This window comes from Segatella buccae ATCC 33574, assembly GCF_000184945.1.
Taxonomy (GTDB): domain Bacteria; phylum Bacteroidota; class Bacteroidia; order Bacteroidales; family Bacteroidaceae; genus Prevotella; species Prevotella buccae.
Genome location: NZ_GL586311.1, coordinates 1416896 through 1435942, shown reverse-complemented (window position 1 = coordinate 1435942; position 19047 = coordinate 1416896). Strand labels below are relative to the sequence as shown.

11 protein-coding genes and 1 tRNA gene are annotated in these 19047 nt (G+C 50.7%); 1 reads left to right on the top strand and 11 read right to left on the bottom strand.

The window, feature by feature from the left end; all coding sequences use genetic code 11:
- Nucleotides 1-27: 27 nt before the first annotated feature.
- From HMPREF6485_RS05325 to purB, 7 genes are all read right to left on the bottom strand, one after another.
- The gene (locus HMPREF6485_RS05325; protein ID WP_036926998.1) at nucleotides 28-1026 is read right to left on the bottom strand and encodes a metallophosphoesterase family protein; all 999 of its coding nucleotides are present in this window, start codon (nucleotides 1024-1026) and stop codon (nucleotides 28-30) included.
- Nucleotides 1027-1391: 365 nt separating this feature from the next.
- Nucleotides 1392-1793: a DUF1573 domain-containing protein gene (locus HMPREF6485_RS05320; protein WP_004345200.1), complete on the bottom strand. Its 402-nt coding sequence runs from the start codon at nucleotides 1791-1793 to the stop codon at nucleotides 1392-1394.
- The gene (locus HMPREF6485_RS05315) at nucleotides 1793-2311 is read right to left on the bottom strand and encodes a hypothetical protein (protein ID WP_004345199.1); all 519 of its coding nucleotides are present in this window, start codon (nucleotides 2309-2311) and stop codon (nucleotides 1793-1795) included. The genes HMPREF6485_RS05320 and HMPREF6485_RS05315 overlap by 1 nt, the downstream gene beginning before the upstream one ends.
- A gap of 83 nt (nucleotides 2312-2394) precedes the next feature.
- Nucleotides 2395-6204: a hypothetical protein gene (locus tag HMPREF6485_RS05310; RefSeq protein WP_044125862.1), complete on the bottom strand. Its 3810-nt coding sequence runs from the start codon at nucleotides 6202-6204 to the stop codon at nucleotides 2395-2397.
- A gap of 625 nt (nucleotides 6205-6829) precedes the next feature.
- Nucleotides 6830-8224: an asparagine--tRNA ligase gene (asnS, locus tag HMPREF6485_RS05305; protein ID WP_044126279.1), complete on the bottom strand. Its 1395-nt coding sequence runs from the start codon at nucleotides 8222-8224 to the stop codon at nucleotides 6830-6832.
- A gap of 183 nt (nucleotides 8225-8407) precedes the next feature.
- The gene (locus HMPREF6485_RS05300) at nucleotides 8408-9886 is read right to left on the bottom strand and encodes a pseudouridine synthase (protein ID WP_004345195.1); all 1479 of its coding nucleotides are present in this window, start codon (nucleotides 9884-9886) and stop codon (nucleotides 8408-8410) included.
- Nucleotides 9887-10025: 139 nt separating this feature from the next.
- Entirely contained in the window at nucleotides 10026-11372 is a 1347-nt protein-coding gene (gene purB, locus HMPREF6485_RS05295) for an adenylosuccinate lyase (protein ID WP_004345194.1), read from the bottom strand.
- Nucleotides 11373-12083: 711 nt separating this feature from the next.
- Between purB and HMPREF6485_RS05285 the strand changes: the two genes are divergently transcribed.
- Nucleotides 12084-12158, top strand: a tRNA-Val gene (locus tag HMPREF6485_RS05285).
- Between the two features lie 213 nt (nucleotides 12159-12371).
- Here the strand turns inward: HMPREF6485_RS05285 and HMPREF6485_RS05280 are convergent.
- From HMPREF6485_RS05280 to HMPREF6485_RS05265, 4 genes are all read right to left on the bottom strand, one after another.
- Nucleotides 12372-13520 carry an OmpA family protein gene (locus HMPREF6485_RS05280; protein WP_004345192.1) on the bottom strand — a complete coding sequence of 383 codons (1149 nt, stop codon included), beginning with the start codon at nucleotides 13518-13520 and terminating at the stop codon, nucleotides 12372-12374.
- Nucleotides 13521-13686: 166 nt separating this feature from the next.
- Nucleotides 13687-15552 carry a DNA mismatch repair endonuclease MutL gene (gene mutL, locus HMPREF6485_RS05275; RefSeq protein ID WP_004345191.1) on the bottom strand — a complete coding sequence of 622 codons (1866 nt, stop codon included), beginning with the start codon at nucleotides 15550-15552 and terminating at the stop codon, nucleotides 13687-13689.
- 337 nt (nucleotides 15553-15889) lie between these two features.
- Nucleotides 15890-17575, bottom strand: coding sequence for an OstA-like protein (locus HMPREF6485_RS05270; protein ID WP_004345190.1), 1686 nt, complete (start codon nucleotides 17573-17575; stop codon nucleotides 15890-15892).
- Complete coding sequence (locus HMPREF6485_RS05265; protein WP_004345189.1) at nucleotides 17572-19044, bottom strand: peptidylprolyl isomerase; 1473 nt, start codon at nucleotides 19042-19044, stop codon at nucleotides 17572-17574. The genes HMPREF6485_RS05270 and HMPREF6485_RS05265 overlap by 4 nt, the downstream gene beginning before the upstream one ends.
- Between the last annotated feature and the right edge of the window lie 3 nt (nucleotides 19045-19047).

Below are 19047 nucleotides of genomic sequence, written 5' to 3'. Positions count from 1 at the left end.
TGATTTTTTGAATTCTTAAATTTCATCTCACTGTTTCCGTTTCTTCCAGTCATCTTTCACATAGCTTGTAGGATAGGTGGTCTCATAAAGCACACGACCGCTACGCTCACGAATCCAAGTGTCGAACTCGCGACGGCCCTCTTTGAGCACTATGACACGGGCACCGTTGGACAGGTGGTTATACTCCGTGTTGCCACCCGAGAAACGGCCATGAGCCAGCATCACCTGATAGAACATGAGGGAATAGTCGTTGTCGTGGTCATGGCCACAGAACACGCCCATCACGTCACCACACTCCTTGAAAGCGGCAAACATGCCCGAATTGAGCTTGGGCGCGTATGCCCTCTCCATGCGTGTGCCGTAGAGCACCACCTGCGTGTTGGCCACGGCCTCGTTGTATTCAGGCAGCGGATAGTGCATGAAAGCCAGTGCCGGCACCGTCTTGCCACCATTGGTGGCTTTGGCCTCGGCACACTTGCGCCGATACCATGCCTGCTGGCTCTGCGTGATCCAGGCATAGCCCCCTACCCCTCTCATGGCCGACTTGCCATGCGTGTCGAAGCCGTAGAGCTGTGCCCGCAACGTTTTGCCGTCAGCCGCATACACGGGCAGCACATAGTCGAGCAATTTGCCACGCCGAGGGGGCATCACACAGCCCGGTGCCTTCTGCATCAGGTCGTAGAGTGCCGTCGCCGACACACCCTGTTCGGGGTCGTGGTTGCCCAACACGAGGCAGTAGGGTGTCTGCTGTTGGGAGAGCACATTGAGCACAGCTTGCATGGCAAAGTCACCGGGCTTGGAATAGACGATGTCACCCGTAACAATGATGAGGTCGGGCTGTTCGGCTTTCACCACCTCCTGTATGCACTCCACGGCCGCCCGCGAGGCAGGGTCGCCAAGTTTATAGTGAAGATCGGTGAACTGCACGATTTTGAATTGTCCGTCGTGGAAACAGAGTCCCTGCGCGCTCATGGAGAGTGTAGAGAACAAAGCAAGAAGCAGACAGATAAATGGACGATGGTTCATATACTGACAATAATTTGGTTTATACACGTGCTGCAAATGTAGTGAAAAACTGCGAAACAACCAAAAAAAGGATGCACCGACCATCACGGCCGATGCATCCACACAGAGTGTATTACTCTTCCCCACAACCGGAGAAATTATATAATAATAATGTAAACATAAACAAACCTCCGGTTGCCGGGGAATCACTCCTCTGCATCACAGTGCCATCGCGGCACACAATTCCACTAATATGTGGAAAGGACACAGTGAGTTAAGCAGAGTCACATGAATGAATTAAGTTTTGTCAATCATGAGTCTAAAACGTAACGAAAGACATGTGAAGCGAGAAGATAAGCCACTTTCGGAGGCACACTCCCCGCCGTCTACTCGTCACTTAGAAAGTAGCCTCCACGTATCTCAAGTTCCACCGGCTCTTTCGAGGCGTTGGTGAATATCCTGCACGACTTCCGGAACAATCCCTGCGTAAAGCCGTTGCCGTCGTAGACTACTTTGATGTACGCCCGCTGTCCGGGGGCCACCACCCCACGGGTGAAAAACACACCGGTGCATCCGCACGATGTCTCCGCCTTGTGGAACACAAGCGGAGCCTTGCCGGTGTTCTTGACAATGAACACTACGGCTTTGGAGACTCTCTCATGATAGATGCCGAAGTCGTGTGACCGGACCGTGAGAAAAGTCAGTGACGGACGCGCTGTCTGCGCCGGAAGCACCGACGCTGCAGTCCAGAGCAGGACCATGACCGGCAGGCGCCATATTTCGTTCATCAGTTCTCGATTTGAGTTCCGCCTTTGCCGCTCGTGTCGGTAATGTTGTCTGGTGTGGTAAGATACCAACGCCCATTGCGGCGGATGGGTTTGAGATAGAGGGAGATGGTGTTGGGGCGAGTGTCGCCGGGTTTCTTGTCAAATAGCACCACGTCTACCTTCACGATATTGTCTTTTTCTTCATTGAACACCATGCGGTCGATGGTGTAACGCACCCCTTGGATGTTTTTCAGCGCATTGGCCTGCCGCCTCATCAAGTCGGCCGGCAACGGCACAATCGTGTCGCCGTCGAGAAATGACAGCATGCCCACTGCCGAGCGGATGTCTTTCTGGTTGAGTTTATACACAAACTCCTTAGCCAGTGCCGCCACTTCGGCCGTATCAGTACCGGTGAACGAGTCTACGGGCTGGGCAATATACTCCTGCTGCAGCTCCTGCACGGTTTTCGAGCGCTTGCCGCAAGACACTGCCATCATGACGAATGAAAGCAGAAAGAGATATAAAAAAGTTTTTCTCATAGACCGAAATTGTTTTTTAGAAAGAGAGGGGTGCCAACGAGTTGACACCCCTCTGATGGTTAGTTGTTGAATTGATGTTTCAATTATTTGCCTTTGGCCTGACCACTGTGATTAACAGTCTTGCCAATAGTGATGCAAACCCAAACCTTCTGCGTGTAGTCGAGGTTCTTCTGCACGCCACTGGTGTTCTTGTCAGTCTCCTTATACTGTACGTTACCCCAGTTGTATCTTACTGCGATAGGCACGTAGATGTGGAACATCTGAGAAGTGGTACCATTGTTCACATACTCAACGCGACCGAAGCTCTTGTGGTCACCCTTACCGTTGGTCCAGATACCGCCGGGGCCGTGGCCGAGTTTAACGCTGTTGTGAACCTCCTTGTCGTTACCATTGTAGAGCTTGAAGTAGGTGGCCGTTGTGATACCGTCATTCTTCTGGTAAGCTGTGAGCGACGGAATCTCATCAAGATTCTGGAGCTTCATGATGTCAGCAGGATTGGTCAGAGGCTCACGAACGTCGATACCATAGTATGCGTCGGTGCGGATTTCTTCACGAATCACTGCGAGATCGCTGATGCCATAATACTTGTAAGGAATCTGGCCTTCATTGAAGTTGGCATTCACCTTAACTTCATAGTTACGCCAGTCAACAATCTTAATCATGTCTTCGAGGTTCTTCTTCTCAATCTTGTTGAGAGCGTCCTCCCATGTCACGTGTACCGGCCATACGCTGATCGGACGGAGGAAGCGAACGTTGAAGAGGTTGTTGCCAATGCGCGGAGCATAGCAAGGTTCCTTCGAGAAGACAACTTTCAGATAGGCCGTGAAAGTCTTGTCGATGTTGTCGTCGAGATAAGTGCCCTCAATCACCTTACCGGTGTTGTCGCGATAGCCCATGAGGTTGAGCAGGTCGGTAGCGGCATTGGTGTTGATGCCTTCCTCGCCGAAGTAGTGTACGATAGAGTAGCTGGTGTTGTCAGGATTCATACGGAGCTCAGCCACCTTCTCAGGATTAGCCAAGAGCTTACCATCCTGTTGCATAGCCCAGATGACGTGCTTGTCGGCAGAGAGCTTCAATGTCCATACAGAGCCGGAAGCACCCTTCACATTCCAAGAACCATTGGTAGCAGCAGTCACATTCTTGCTGTTGACACCCTTAACCGGAGTTGTGAACTCGAAGTCAACTGTGGTGAGAACATTCTTGTTTGCATCATAGAACTTGGTGAACTTGGAAGCATCGCCTTCAAGATTCGGGATCAAGCCTTCCTTGAGCCAGAGTTCGCGGAGATCCTTATCAAACTTGTTAGCGGGCAGCTCGGTGGTGATGGTAGACTCACTCGGAGTCGGCAGGTTGGCGTGAACGTCAAATGCCTCGTCGCGCTTAGCCTCAGGAATAGCGTTGTGAGAGTTGAAGAAGTACCAGTGTCTCAGCACCTTGTTACCAATCTTACCATATTCGAAGTGGAGCTTGTCAACAGGAATCGTCAGGTGTACCCAAACGCTGGTCTTGTTCTCCTTGTTGATGAAGCGTACCCAAGTGTCAACAGCCTTCTTGTTGAGACCCTTAGAAGCGTAAGTAACATTAGCTGCCTTCATGAGCTGCTCATACTTGTCTGCATTCATGTTACCCTCGTGAGTAGCACTTGCGGGCTGGAGGTTCCAAAGCAGCACGTTAGTCTGGTTGTCCCAAGCGTGAGTAGTGGTATTGTTGTCATGCGGAGTGTACCATACGCGACCGAATGTATCGGCATCGGGCACCTTGGTAGTAACGTCGGCCTTAGTGTAGCGCACGCCATACCACAGGTCGGTATAGAGTTGGCCGTCAGCCTCAGTAGGCATAACCATCTTACCGTTCACAGCTTCGAAGTAGTACTGCTTCTCGAAGTCTTGCTTGCTAATACCACCGAGTTTGCGGAGAATACCAGCCTCAACCTGTGACCAAGTGAGAGCACCTTCGTCACCGCAGTTCATCCAGTAGTCGGAGAGGTTGAACTCAACGATGGTATCCTTCAACGGGCTCTTCACGATGCGAATCTTGATGTAGCCGTAGAGGATGATGTTACCCTTAGCGTCAACGAGGTCAACACGCACGAGGGGTTCGCGGTCTACCACTTCACCGCCAGCCTGCTTGTCCTTAATCTGCACACCGTCTACCGTTACGGAACGGGGAGCGAACTTACCGGACTTCTTGTCGCCAATCTGCTGGATGTGAACAGTCTCACTGGTCTTGTTCTTACCCTTCACCCAGTCAATCGGAGTGAACTCGTAGTGCAGACCGAGCACTGCCATCTGCTGCTTGCTCATGATCTTGTCATGGTGAGCCTTGCCGTACTGAGCCCATGTCTGATAGTCGAAGTGGGTCTCGATGAACGGCTCGAGGTCGATGGTGTCGGTGTAAACCACGGCGTGGGTAGCGGGCATGGTGATCACACCATGATCCTCGGCATCGCCCAAAGTCTTGCCAAACTTCTCACCATTAACACCATAGAGGGCGGTGTAGAGGTGGTTCTGGCCAACCTTACCGTTGTCTTTCTTGATGAATGTACCCTGGTCAAGGATTTCATCGGGCTCATTGTCAGCAAGAGCTACGAAGGTGTACTTGGCAGGTGTGAGCGCAGCATAGTCGGAAGTAACCGTGGTGTCGCCTACATGAGTCTGGAGAGCGATAAACGGCAGCTTCTCGCCATAAGAGGTGTTGTCTTCATCATCATCCCACATGTTGTTGTTTTCCACGGGATCGGTGCTGTTTTTCTTCCACCAGCTCTTGTACATACCCATGAGCTTATCCACGTCATTCACCTTGAACGGTACACTCAGAATACCATTCTCAACCTTGTTAAGACCACCGGCCTTGAACTTCGGCTCCATAGGAGCAACGAAAGCTTCACCTGCACGGGTGTAAACGTTAGCCTCATTGGTGAAGAAGCTGAACTGAGCACCTTCGAGGTTGGCAGTGGTGGGATTCATGTGGTAGCGGGCAATGGCACCATTGGAGATGATCACGCGCTTTTGGGAAAGCTTCAGATGCTCAGCCACTGTAGCTTCAACGGTCTCCCAACCTTGAGAGGCAGGAATCTCGTATTTGAAAGTGCGCGCTCCGTCTTTCACATACACGAGAGGATCAGCCCAAGGCATTTCGATGCCTGCAAGACCTTCCCAATAGAAGTCGGGCTTCAGCATGATTGAAGTGAGGCGCTTGCTGAGAAGCACGGTGAGCATGTTGATGTCACCACCGAAAGTGGCCACCTTCTCATCGAGTTTCTTCATAGCCTTCTTCAGATCGCTGATAGAAGCCACATCACCAACGCTTGTACCGGTAAGTTCGGCTTTCAGCTTGGCAATTTCAGCCAACACGAAGTCTTGGTCGGCTTTGCCCTGAAGGTTCTTGATAGCATCACCCAACTTGTCGAAAGCAAGTCCCTGGGCAGCGAGGTTGGCCTCGGCTGCCTTCACGGCTGTTTCGAGCGAATTGAGGGTGGTACCCAACTTGTTCAGCGTGCCGTCAATACCGTCTACCTTGGTAGCGAGTGCGGTCAGCTGCTCAGTGGTAACATACTTTTTGGCTATTGCCTCTTCACAATCGGCAATGGCCTTTGAGAGCTGATCAGCTTTCACCAAGCTCTTCATCTCAGCCTGCAAAGCCTTGTAGGCTTCCGAGTTGGCCAAAGCAGTGGAAAGTTCCTGCTTTTCCACGAATTTAGCGTGTGCAGCAGTAGCGTCTTTCTGTGCTTGATCCAACGCACTCTTTAAAGTGGTTACCTGCTCTTGTAACTTGGTAATGGCATTAGTATTGGTACTAATGTCATCATCATAGTCTTTACAAGAGGTCAACATGCCTATGGACGTAACAAAAAATACGCCCAACAGCAACGAACTCAAAAAACTTTTTTTCATACGATAAACTTTGGTTAATAATATTAATCTAAAAACTCTGAGTATCTCTATTTTACATGGTACAGCCTCTTGGAGGAGCATACCTTTGAGTTGTCGATTATATTTATTATAATGCCTCTACACAAGAGGACTTTGAGTCTATTTTATACCGTTAACCTCATCATGTGACAGGTTTTCAAGTGCAAATATATAATTAATTCTTAAAACTCGCAAATAAAAACGAACTTTTTTTTATTGTTTCAGATTTAAGGCGAAGCAACAAGGTGGCGGACAAGGGAACAAAAAACGCTATTACAAGTTTTTAACACGTTATACCTTATTTATATAAGAGAACCGGAAGACAATGTAACGGGATTTTATTTAAGACAAAGTAATAGAGAGAACATAAGTTTAGAGACAAGGACTGCTGTTTTTAAAACAAAAGGAACAAAAGACAACGCAACAAGGTTCTTATGAAGTGGCTCTGAAAAAAAGCAGACCGCCTCTTTATGGGCAGTCTGCAAGATTATTCTGTTGACTCTGTTACTTTGTCTTTAAAACCTTATGTTCCTTCTGTTACTCTGTCTTAAAGCCTTTGTTACTCTGTCTTAAAAGTTCTCGTTACCTTGTCTTAGCCGACTCCGGCCTAAAACTCGGCGTTTTTCGGCGTACGGGGGAAAGGTATCACGTCGCGGATGTTTTGCATACCGGTGACGAAGAGGATGAGACGCTCAAAGCCCAGACCGAAACCGGCATGAGGGCACGTACCATATTTGCGAGTGTCGAGATACCACCACATGTCTTTCATCGGAACATTGCGGCGCTCTACCTCGCCCATGAGCTTGTCGTAGTTTTCTTCACGCACCGAACCACCGATGATTTCACCGATTTGCGGGAAGAGCACATCCGTACCCTGAACGGTGCGGCCGTCCTCATTGATCTTCATGTAGAAAGCCTTGATGTCTTTCGGATAGTCGGTCATGATGACAGGCTTCCGGAAGTGGTGTTCCACCAGATAACGTTCATGCTCGCTGGCCAAGTCGACACCCCACGACACGGGATTCTCAAACTTCTGTCCGGCTTTGACTGCTTCCTCAAGTATGCGAATGCCCTCGGTGTAGGTGAGACGCACGAAATCCTCCTTGAGCACTCCTTCGAGACGGGCGATGAGACTCTTGTCTATCATATTGTTGAGGAACTCGAGGTCGTCCTTGCAGTTGTCGAGGGCCCATTTCACACAATACTTGATGAAGTCTTCCTCCAGATCCATCAGTCCCTGCTGCTCGAGGAAAGCCACTTCGGGCTCTATCATCCAAAACTCGGCCAGATGGCGGGGCGTGTTGGAGTTCTCGGCACGGAATGTGGGGCCGAAAGTATAGATGGCACCAAGTGCCGTGGCACCAAGTTCGCCTTCGAGCTGTCCGCTCACTGTGAGCGAAGTGGTCTTGCCAAAGAAGTCGTCATCATACTTGATGCGCCCTTCCTCGTCTTTCTCAAGGTTGTAGAGATTCTTCGTGGTCACCTGAAACATCTCGCCGGCTCCCTCACAGTCGCTGGCTGTGATGATGGGTGTGTGGAAATAGAAGAACCCATGCTCGTGGAAATAGCGGTGGATGGCCATAGCCATGTGATGGCGAATGCGGAATACGGCTCCAAAGGTGTTGGTGCGCAGACGCAAGTGGGCATACTTGCGCATATATTCGAAGCTCTGCCCTTTCTTCTGCATAGGATAGTCACCCGGGCAAAGACCGTAGACCTCTATCTCTTTGCATTGGATTTCGGAAGCCTGTCCGGCACCCTGACTCTCCACCAGCGTGCCCACAACGCTCAGGCAAGCACCGGTGGTGATGCTCTTGAGCAAGTCGGCATCCACCAAGGAGGGATCGACAACTATCTGTATATTCTTGATTGTAGAACCGTCGTTGAGAGCGATGAAATCAACGGCTTTACTACTGCGATGGGAACGCACCCATCCTTTCACATTGATATCTTTTCCAAAATCGGTGCTGACAAGAGCATCAACAACTTTTGTTCTTTTCATCTTCAAACTGTTTATTTTCTGAGAAGTTAGAGGAGTTAAAGACAATGTCTCAAGCGACGGGAGCAACCACCCTGAGGATGTAGCCACCCATCATCTTACGACTCGGAACATGTGGAATGAGAGTGCCAAAGAATCAACCTCTTCCCCCCTGCTTCCTTCAAGTCTTTAACTTCCCGCTCCTAACTATTCAAACGCTCCCATGCGCAACATGTTGACTTCCTTCTCGGTGAGGAAACGCCAGTCGCCACGACGGAGATTTTTCTTGGTGAGGCCGGCAAACTGCACACGGTCGAGTTTGGTCACACGATAGCCGAGACTTTCGAAAATGCGGCGCACGATACGGTTCTTCCCGCTGTGAATCTCAATACCCACCTGGCTCTTATCGTGTTCGTCGGCATACTCCACGGCATCGGCATGTATCTCACCGTCTTCAAGCGTCACGCCTTGAGCTATCTGTTCGAGGTCGTGAGCAGTGACATTCTTGTCAAGATGCACATGATACACCTTCTTCTTCAAGAACTTGGGATGGGTGAGTTTGCTGGCCATATCGCCATCGTTGGTGAGCAGGAGCACACCGGTGGTGTTGCGGTCGAGACGGCCCACGGGATAGATGCGCTCGGGACAAGCATCCTTCACGAGATCCATTACGGTCTTGCGCTGCTGCGGATCGTCGCTGGTGGTGACGTAATCTTTAGGCTTGTTGAGAAGCACATAGACTTTCTTTTCAAGGCTTACGGGATTGTCGTGGAACTTCACCTCATCGGTGCGGAGCACTTTGGTGCCCAGCTCGGTAACCACCTCACCATTGACCGTGACTACACCTGCCTGGATGAACTCATCAGCCTCCCGACGAGAGCACACTCCGGCATTGGCCAAATATTTATTCAAACGAATAGGCTCATTGGGATCGATGTTTTCCTCGCTATACTCAATGCGCTTTTTCATGCTGTACTTGGCATTGGGGTCGTAGTCGGCCGTGCGGGGACGGAAACCGCCGGGACGATTGTTGCCATAACCGCCGCGGTTGTTGTAGCCACCACGGTTGTTATAGCCGCCACGATTGTTGTAGCCGCCTTGCTGACCGTAGCCACCCTGCTGACGGCCATAGCCGCCACGGTTGTTGTAGCTACCCTGCTGACGACCGTAACCACCCTGCTGACCGTAATTGTTGCGGGGCTGGTAGCCACCCTCCTCGGCATTGCGGGGCTGATAGCCGCCTTCTTCATTGTTGTAGCGGGGGCGATAGCCACCCTGCGGGCGCTGCTGGCCGTAACCGCCATCCTCGTTGTTGTAACGGGGCCGATAGCCGCCTTGCGGGCGCTGCTGGCCATAGCCGCCACGGTTGTTATAGCCGCCCTGCTGCCTGTTGTTGTAGCCGCCACGGTTGCCATAACCGCCTTGAGGACGATTATAACCGCCACGCTGCTCCCGGTCGCCTCCGCCAACGGAGAGGCCGGCCCCGAAGCCTTCGGGGCGGAAACTGCCTTCCTCTCTATTGCTCCGGTCTGTGCTGTAGGCACGGGTATTGTGAATACGTGGACGCTGCGGGCGTCCGGTGCTTCTGTACTCTCTCGAATAATTGTCTGCCGGCTTGTAACCTTCGCGGTTGCTCTCGTTCTCGGCCGGCTGTTCCGGCGTTCTGTTCTCGAATTCTGAATCCATTTTCTTTCTTTTGTTATTTTAGCCTCACGGCTTGGTTAATATTTTTGAGGAGTTAAACATTGTCTGATGTCAAAAGGGCAGAACCTTCTTCGCCCGCCAAGGCGAACGCCCTACTTTAGTTTTCTCACCTCACGCTTCCTTATACTCCCGTATAGTTGGCCGGAGTGATGGCTCGCAACTCTGCTTTCACACCGTCGCCGACCTGCAAACCATCGATAAACTCACGAATAGTGGTTTCGGTCATCTTGCCGTTGGTGCGGGTGAGGGCTTTCAGCGCCTCGTAGGGATGGGGATAAGCCTCGCGACGGAGAATGGTCTGTATAGCTTCAGCCACCACGGCCCATGTGTCATCAAGATCGCGACGCAACTTCTCTTCGTTAAGAATGAGTTTACGCAGTCCTTTCAGCGTGCTCTGTATGGCGATGATGCTGTGACCGAGGGGTACACCCACATTGCGGAGCACAGTGCTGTCGGTGAGGTCGCGCTGCAAGCGGCTTACGGGCAACTTCTGCGCCAGAAATTGCAGGATGGCATTGGCCATACCGAGATTCCCCTCGCTATTTTCATAGTCAATGGGGTTCACTTTATGGGGCATGGCACTGGAGCCTACCTCGCCGGCCTTGATCTTCTGCTTGAAGTAGTCCATGGAGATATACATCCAAAAATCGCGGTCGAGGTCGATGATGACCGTGTTGATGCGACGTACTGCGTCGAAGATGGCACCCAAATGGTCGTAGTTGCTTATCTGAGTGGTGTACTGCTCACGCTGCAAACCGAGCTTCTCGCTGACGAACTTGTCGCCAAAAGCGCGCCAGTCTATCAAGGGATAGGCCACATGATGGGCATTGTAGTTGCCGGTGGCTCCGCCAAACTTGGCCGTAAACTTGCAAGACTTCAGCGTGGCGAGCTGTTCGTTGAGACGATAGACAAACACCATGATCTCCTTACCCAATCTCGTGGGAGAGGCCGGCTGCCCGTGGGTCTTGGCGAGCATGGGCACATCGCGCCACTCGCCGGCATACTGCTGCAACTGGGCGATGAGTTCTTCCAACTGCGGACAGAACACCTCTTCAAGAGCCTCCTTGATGGAGAGTGGCACGCTGGTGTTGTTGATGTCCTGTGAAGTAAGTCCAAAATGGATGAACTCCTTGTAGGCTTCAAGTCCGCCTATCTTGTCAAATTCTTCCTTGATGAAGTATTCAACAGCCTTTACATCGTGGTTGGTGACTTTCTCTATATCCTTCACGCGTTGCGCACCTTGCTCGTCGAAGAGACGGTAGATGTCACGCAAACGGCTGAAGAGGGCATGGTCAAAACCGGACAACTGCGGCAAGGGTATCTCGCAAAGCGTAATGAAATACTCTATCTCCACACGCACCCGATAGCGGATGAGCGCATATTCGGAGAAATAGGCTGCCAAAGGTTCCGTTTTGCCACGATAGCGCCCGTCAATGGGCGAAATGGCTGTCAACAAATCAAGCTCCATAACCAATACGTATCATTTGAGTTGCAAAGATAACCATTTAAAACGATATACTAACGAGGACAAATGATAAATTAAATTAAAAGTTATCAACCGGTCAAAGTGGCCGATGATTGAAAGAATGCCATATATAGCATGAAACTTACTCAGATCATGAAAAAGCCTTACACGGCATTTTTCCGAGTCCATTTTTCCATCCCGCTCCATCCGACTCATTAAATCCATCCGCTCCATCCATTTTCTTACTCGGCCCAAACAACATCGCAAAAGGGGCACACTTGGAAGCCCACTCGGCCCTTTTTGCAAAGCCATCCGGGCCGAATGACAGCCTATTTTCGGATGGAAAAGCCTCTTTTGGGGAGTTGGGGACTGGTGGATAAAAAAAAGAGGAGCACCAGAATGCTCCTCTTGCCAATGCAAAGATATACAGAAAAACGGCCAAATGCAAATCGGCAACAAAAAACATTGACAACCTCCCCACCCTATCTCCAACCGAACAAATCTTCCGCTACCTGCTGAAATGCGAGAGCTCCCCCTGCGGGCTCAATGCCATAGCTTTTCCCGCTTACGAAAGTCCTGCACCTTCCGACAGACCTTTTATGGTATAAACAGGCACAAAAAAAGTACTTCACAAAATATTTTCAGAAAAAAACGACAAAACATTTGGTAGTCTCATTTAAAAGTGATACCTTTGCAATCGCTTTTAAGAAGCAAGGGCGTTTAGCTCAGCTGGTTTAGAGCATCTGCCTTACAAGCAGAGGGTCGGCGGTTCGAATCCGTCAACGCCCACTAAGGGGTGTTTTCCCTGTGGTCCTTCGGGATTGCAGGGATTTTTTATGTCCCCTCCCCAACCCCTTCCTTGCAGGGAGGTAGAAAAGATATACCCGGGACTAAACCGGCTATCACGCATCCTCCCCTCCCCCACAACCGAGGCGATGAAACATAAAAAAGAGTGCCAACCCGAAGGCTGGCACTCTTAATTTGGTATATAATCTGTGTATATTATTCAGTAACCTGAACAGTAGCACGACGGTTGAAGGAGATCGGAGAGAGCTCATCTACACCACCATTACCCTTGGTAGTGATGTTGCTGCTGTTGATACCCATCTTCTGAAGTTCACCGGCAACAGTCTTGGCACGCTCTTCAGACAACCACTGGTTGTGTGCGGGCTTACCCGTAGCACTATCAGCATAACCGTTAACGAGGAGCTTGGAGTTGTTCTCCTTTGCATACTTAGCAAGAGCCTGTACGTTTACGAGGTCCTTCTGAGAAGCGATGTTGGTCTTGTTGAGGTTGAAGAATACAGAGATCGGAGTCTGAACGAATTCCTTAACAGCTGCGGGAGTTTCAGCCTTGGGCTGGTTGGCAAGCATGTTGCGGAGACGATCGTTCTCTGCATTAGCATCGTTGAGCTGGTTGCGGAGACCGTCGATTTCGTTCTGATACTGAGCCTTCAAAGCGTCAACATCAGGAACCTTGTTCCAAGTAGCCTTGCCAAGGTTGAAGGTCAGACCTACTTCAGCATAGAGGTTGTTGTCGTGAGAATCCCAACCACGGTTTGTACGAGTTACAAGCTCATTACCATCGATATCGCCCTCAAAGCGGTTCCAACCACCTTCAAGATAGATGTTGAGAAGCTTGCTCACCTTCCATGTAGACTGGATACCTGCACTGAGGTTCATGGCATAGAGGTTGTGAGTCATGGTGCGACCAACGCCACCACCAACGAAAGGAACCAAGTTCCACACGCGGTTCTCGTTGTAACCCATGAGCAGGTTGCTCAGGTTGAACATGATGTGCTCGTCAAGCACCCAATACTTGTTACCATTGCCGGCATTGTTGCCGTCGGTCACAGTCTTACCCCAGATACCCTGCACCTTGGTACGGAGACCGAGACCGGGAGTGAACCACTTACCGATGGCGAAAGCGGCACCGGGATTGGCACGGAACTTCTTAATGGGGCTCTTAGCCAAATCCAGGCCGTGTTCTTCACCGGAATACCAAGCATTCCAGTTGCCACCAACCTGAATGAACCAATTGCTCCAGAAAGAGTTGGTTGCCACACTGTACTTCTGTACAGGATCTGCATCCTGAGCCATGGAGCTCATAGAAATACCGGCAAATGCCAGTACAATCATTAATTTTTTCATAACCTTTTTTTATTTTAATAATCGAAAAAATACATCTTTTTTAACTCTCTGTCACATTTATATTTCGGTGCAAAGGTAATAATTATTTTTAAATATAGCCACTTTTTCTAAAGAAAATGTCATTTCCGGCTCAAAAAAACAGCATTTCTCTGCCGGAGCAGGCTTTTCAGTCAAGCAAATGGTCTATTTCCTGCTGTCTGAGGATGGCCAGTACCTTGCGCCCGTCGGGTGCGTAATTGACATTGGAGCAGGCAAAAAGCGAGTTGACCACATTCTCCATTTCGGCATTGCCAAGCACCTGGCCATAAGGAATGGCCATGCTACGGGCCAGACTCAGTGCCAGCGAGCGACGGATGGCTTCGGACGAATCGGACGACTTGTCGGCAGCATCATCGAGCATCTCTGTGACAAGCCGTACATAGTCGACACCATCGACACCGGCGGGCACAGCGTTGATGGCATAGCTATTGCCTCCCATAGGAGTAAGTTCGAAACCGAGAGCTTCCAGTTCGGGCATCATTTTCTGCATCAGCACACCTCCGGCGGCGGAAAGTTCAACGACTTCGGGGAACAGCACCTTTTGAGACTCACATTTGTGAGCTTGTAGACGGTCGAGATATTGTTCATATAATATACGTACATGCGCGCGATGCTGGTCTATAATCATCAATCCCGACTTGACGGCGGTCATGATGTATTTGCCTTTATACTGATAATGTGCAGGCGATTTTTCGGAGATGACACTGTGAGCATCGGCACCGGAGGCGGCGGAGCGTACTTCTTCATCGGCAAAAATGACGGTCTCTCTGCTTTGGGATGAGCGGCCAAGCCCTTCGTAAAGTTCCTGCCAACGGTCGGGCACAGAGGATTCACGTTGCCACGAACCAGGTGAAGCAGACAAAGAGGTAGCCGGAGAGGGCTGACTGAAAGGATTATAACCCGGATTGTAGGCTACCCGTGGAGCCGAGACTTCAGCATCACTGCCACTGAAAACGGGAATATCGGGCTTGCCCACCGTGTCAAAATCGATGGCAGGAACATCATTGAACATACCAACAGCCTCTCGCACGGCGGCAGAGAGTATCTGCCAGATGGCCTGCTCGTTCTCAAACTTGATTTCTGTCTTGGTGGGATGGATATTGACATCGATGTTTTCGGGAGCCACCTCAAAATAGAGAAAAAACGGCACTTGCTCGCCTTGGGGCACCAGACGCTCGAAAGCCGACATGACGGCCTTGGCGAAATAGGGATGCTTCATGTAACGGCCATTGACAAAGAAATATTGATGGGCACCCTTCTTGCGAGCTGATTCGGGCTTGCCCACAAAGCCATGAATGCTACAAAGAGTGGTCTCCACATTCACGGAAAGGAGGTCTTGATTCAGCCGCTTGCCAAAAACGTCGACGATGCGCTGGCGAAGATTGCCGGCACGGAGATTGATGAGTTCGGTATCATTGCTATGGAGGGTAAACGAGAGGGCGGGATAGACAAGGACGATACGCTGAAAAGCAGCAATAATGTTGTTGAGTTCGGTGGTGTTGGACTTGAGAAACTTGCGCCGGGCGGGCACATTGAAAAAGAGATTCTCCACTTTGAAATTGCTTCCCACGGGACATGAGCAAGGCTCCTGTCCTAAAAATCGGGAACCGGCGATGGTGAGCTGAGTACCCACCTCATCGCTCTGCTGCCGAGTTTTCAGTTCCACTTGGGCCACAGCAGCTATGGAGGCGAGGGCTTCGCCACGGAAACCCATAGTGTGCAGGGCAAAGAGATCGTCGGCCTGCCTAATCTTGGAAGTGGCATGGCGCTCAAAAGAGAGACGGGCATCGGTATCGGACATGCCCTTGCCGTTGTCAGTCACTTGAATGGAAGTGCGCCCGGCATCAACCACCAGCACATTGATGACTGTAGCACCGGCATCGACGGAGTTTTCGACCAACTCCTTGATGACGGAAGCAGGACGCTGAATGACTTCGCCGGCCGCTATCTGATTGGCCACGGAATCGGGAAGTAGCTGTATGATGTCGTTCATATTTTATATAAATTAAAGGTTCCTCCACACTTTATCTCATCGCCCCCAACAGCTTCCAGAACACTTTTTCACGCGAGTGGGTGAGAACACCATCAATGGGAAGAACAAGAAAAAAACGGTATGTTTGCTCCTATCGTGCCGGCCGACTTCCACCGAGAGAGTCTTTGTCAGCCCAGCCAATAGCAGAAGGCAAGCAGCAAAAAGAGCATGACTATCAGCACCACAACATGCTGAGGACGGGCAGAGGAGCGGCTGCCGGACATAAACCTGATGGGGCGACGCCGGGAATAGACCTCCTGATGGCGAAAGCCCCGTGGCCGACGGACAGAAAAGGACTTCATGGCGCAGTCGACTTATGTTTGCCGCCGCCCAACTGCTGGAGGGGAGCCTCATGGCGGGGGATATTCTTCAGTTCCTGACCGGTCCCTTTGCCACGCCACACAAAGATATCATCCTTGCTCTTGGGACGGATGTCATCAAACCAAGCAAAATTGGACAACTTGAGCTTGGACGGTGGAATCTGCGTAAGAGGATAAAGAGTGCCGGTGGCTTTGGGCATCCAAATTTTCTCAAGTTCACGCTTGGGCGACATGAACATGCGCATGGTGTCGGTCTCGGTGTAGTTGAGTCCGATAATGGCACTGTCTTTATCGGATATGGGGAAATAGACAGCCTGCACATTGCCTATCGCCTCCGTGCGTCTCACGTCACCATCAACAAAAAAGGCCTTCATTTCTTTAGACGACACTTGATTGTAGTGTACAGAGTCACCCATCAGCTCGACTGACAAAGCCTGCCCTATGACATCGGCCCGGCGAACGGTGGAATCATTCATATAGACTTTGATTTGCTCGCCCAGCAACTGGCGGTTGCCGTTCCACACAATGGGGTCGCGATACATTGTCATACAAGAATCTTGGGAGTCGAAGACCATCGAATCGCACACGGCCTGCATGTCCGTGCGATAGGCACGCACTTTATGAAAAGCATGCACCTTGCGATAGACTGAGTCGGTGTTGATATTGAAGGTATAAATCTTCATTGAGTCGGAATGCACGTAGAGCGTATCCTTCTGTGAAAACTCCTTGGCAACCGGATCGCGGGTGGCAAAGCCCATACCGGTCTTCTCATTGTAGCGCAGATAACCACAAGTGAGGGCGTTTTTGTGGCCGCGATCCACATAAATCACATTACCGTAGCCGCGGCTCTCACCGTCTTTCACATAATAAAGACTGTCGCCAGTAATGGTGCGATTTTTGTCGACAACAGTCGAACGGCTGAAGAGTTGCGCCTTGTCGGTGTGTGTATCATAATAGGCATCTTGTGTATCAATGACACTCTGGCCCGAAGTGATACGGGAATTGGGGCCGACAACATGGGCCACCGAAGTCTTCACATCATAATATAAGGTATCGGTGGAAATGAGACGGGAGGCACTTTTGAGCTTCACATTATAGTAGAATACAGCCTGCCGCGTATCAGTGTTATACTCTCCCCAATCGGAAATCAACCGGTCTTTACCGTCGATGAGCGTTCCGCCCTCAAAGAAATATGCATTGTTGTAGAGCCTGTCGAAGTTGAGACTGTCGGTGCGGAGCACCTGCCGGCGGTGGTGGAGCACCACATTCTGGCGGGCTTCCATCATCTGTGCCTGGCCGTCGTAAAGGGCTCGTTCGCAGGCTAAGGAAAGCGTGTCGCCCTGCTTGAGGAACACATGCCCAAAGGCTTTCACCGAGTTGGACTCCTGAAAGAAGTAGGCACTGTCACAGGTCAGGCGGGCTCCCTGATGCCGGAAAGCCACATGACCTTTGACTATCTGGGCCATGGGATTATTGCCAAACTGGTCATAGAACATCTCGTCGGCATGAATGAGATAGACACGCTCATCCGACTTCTTGCGCGGGCCTTTCTTACGGGGCGAAGCCACAGCCTGCAGCAGGCATAAGCCAAAAAGGCATAAAACCACAATGGTTGTGGTTCTATGCCCGATAAGATATTTATTTATCGTTTGTCGAAATGTCATTTAATCCATCCTTGATATTCGAACTTACAGCCTTTGTAGCGGTCGTTCATCCACACGTAGGTGTGCTTGATCTTGTCCATCACCCAGTCATGAATGAGTTCCTCACGCTCCTTATTGGTCACCAGATTTTTCATCACTTGAAAATCTTCCGTAATGGTAGCGCGATGCCCGTCAATACGGCTCTTCAGCCGCACAATGGCACAAACAGTTTTTCCCTTGGAATTGATCATGCGAAAGGCTTTGGATACCTGTCCCACTTTCAAGGTGTCGACCACGCGCGCCACCTCGGAGGGAAGGTCTTTCATCTGGAACTTTGAAGTGCGGCTGCCTTCCTCTGTCATATTGGACATCAATCCATGATTGTTTTTAGTGTCCTTATCGTCGGAGAGATAGGAAGCGGCTGCTTCAAAAGAAAACTTACCTGCACGGATATCGTCACCAATGGAGTCCAAACGATGGATGGAAGCATCTAAAGCCTCGGAAGAAACAACCGGTTTACGGAGAATATGGCGCACCTTGATTTTATCACCACGCTTGTCAATGAGCTGGATGATGTGGTAGCCGAACTCACTCTCGACAATCTTGGAAATCTTCTTTGGGTCGGTGAGGTTGAAAGCCACATTGGCAAAAGCCGGGTCGAGCATGCCACGACCGGTATAGTCGAGCTCGCCTCCCATGCGCGCTGTACCGGGATCTTCCGAATAGAGTCGAGCCAGCGTGGAGAATGTCGTCTCTCCCTTGTTCACACGATCGGTATAATTGCGCAGTTCATCTTTCACCCGATTGATTTCTTCCTGCGAAATCTTGGGTTGGCTGGTAAGGATTTCCACCTCCACCTCGGTGGGGACGAAAGGCAGACTGTCAGCCGGCATATCGCGGAAATAGGCACGCACTTGGGCGGGAGACACCTTGACATCTTCTACCAGTTTCATTCGCATCTTCTGAATCAGCAAGCGATTGCGGTAGTCATCATGCATCTGCTGACGCATCTGCGTGATGCTCTGCTTGCGATACTCCTCCAATTTTTCACGCGAACCGGTCATCTGTATCCAACTGTTGATTTGTCCCTCGATACCTTGGGCCACTTCCGACTCGGACACTTCTATACTGTCAATGGCTGCCTGATGCAAGAACAGTTTCTGCACAGCTATCTGTTCGGGAATGGAACAATCGGGATCACCGCTGAAAGTGATGCCTTCGGCCAGCCCTTGCAAGCGCATGACTTCAACATCCGACTTCAAGATGGGCTCATCGCCAACCACCCACACGACCTCATCAACCACACTGGCCGGATTAACAGCCAGCCCGGTTTGTCCGGAAGCCATCCGCTGCATGGAAGCTGTGTCATCAACGAACGTTGAGTCGGTCACAATCGATGAACGAAAAACGGCTCTGTTGGCATGGACACTCAGACCAGCCAAAAGGGAAAGGGCGGTAAAGCCCAACAGTATCTTATTGTTTATTCTCATCTA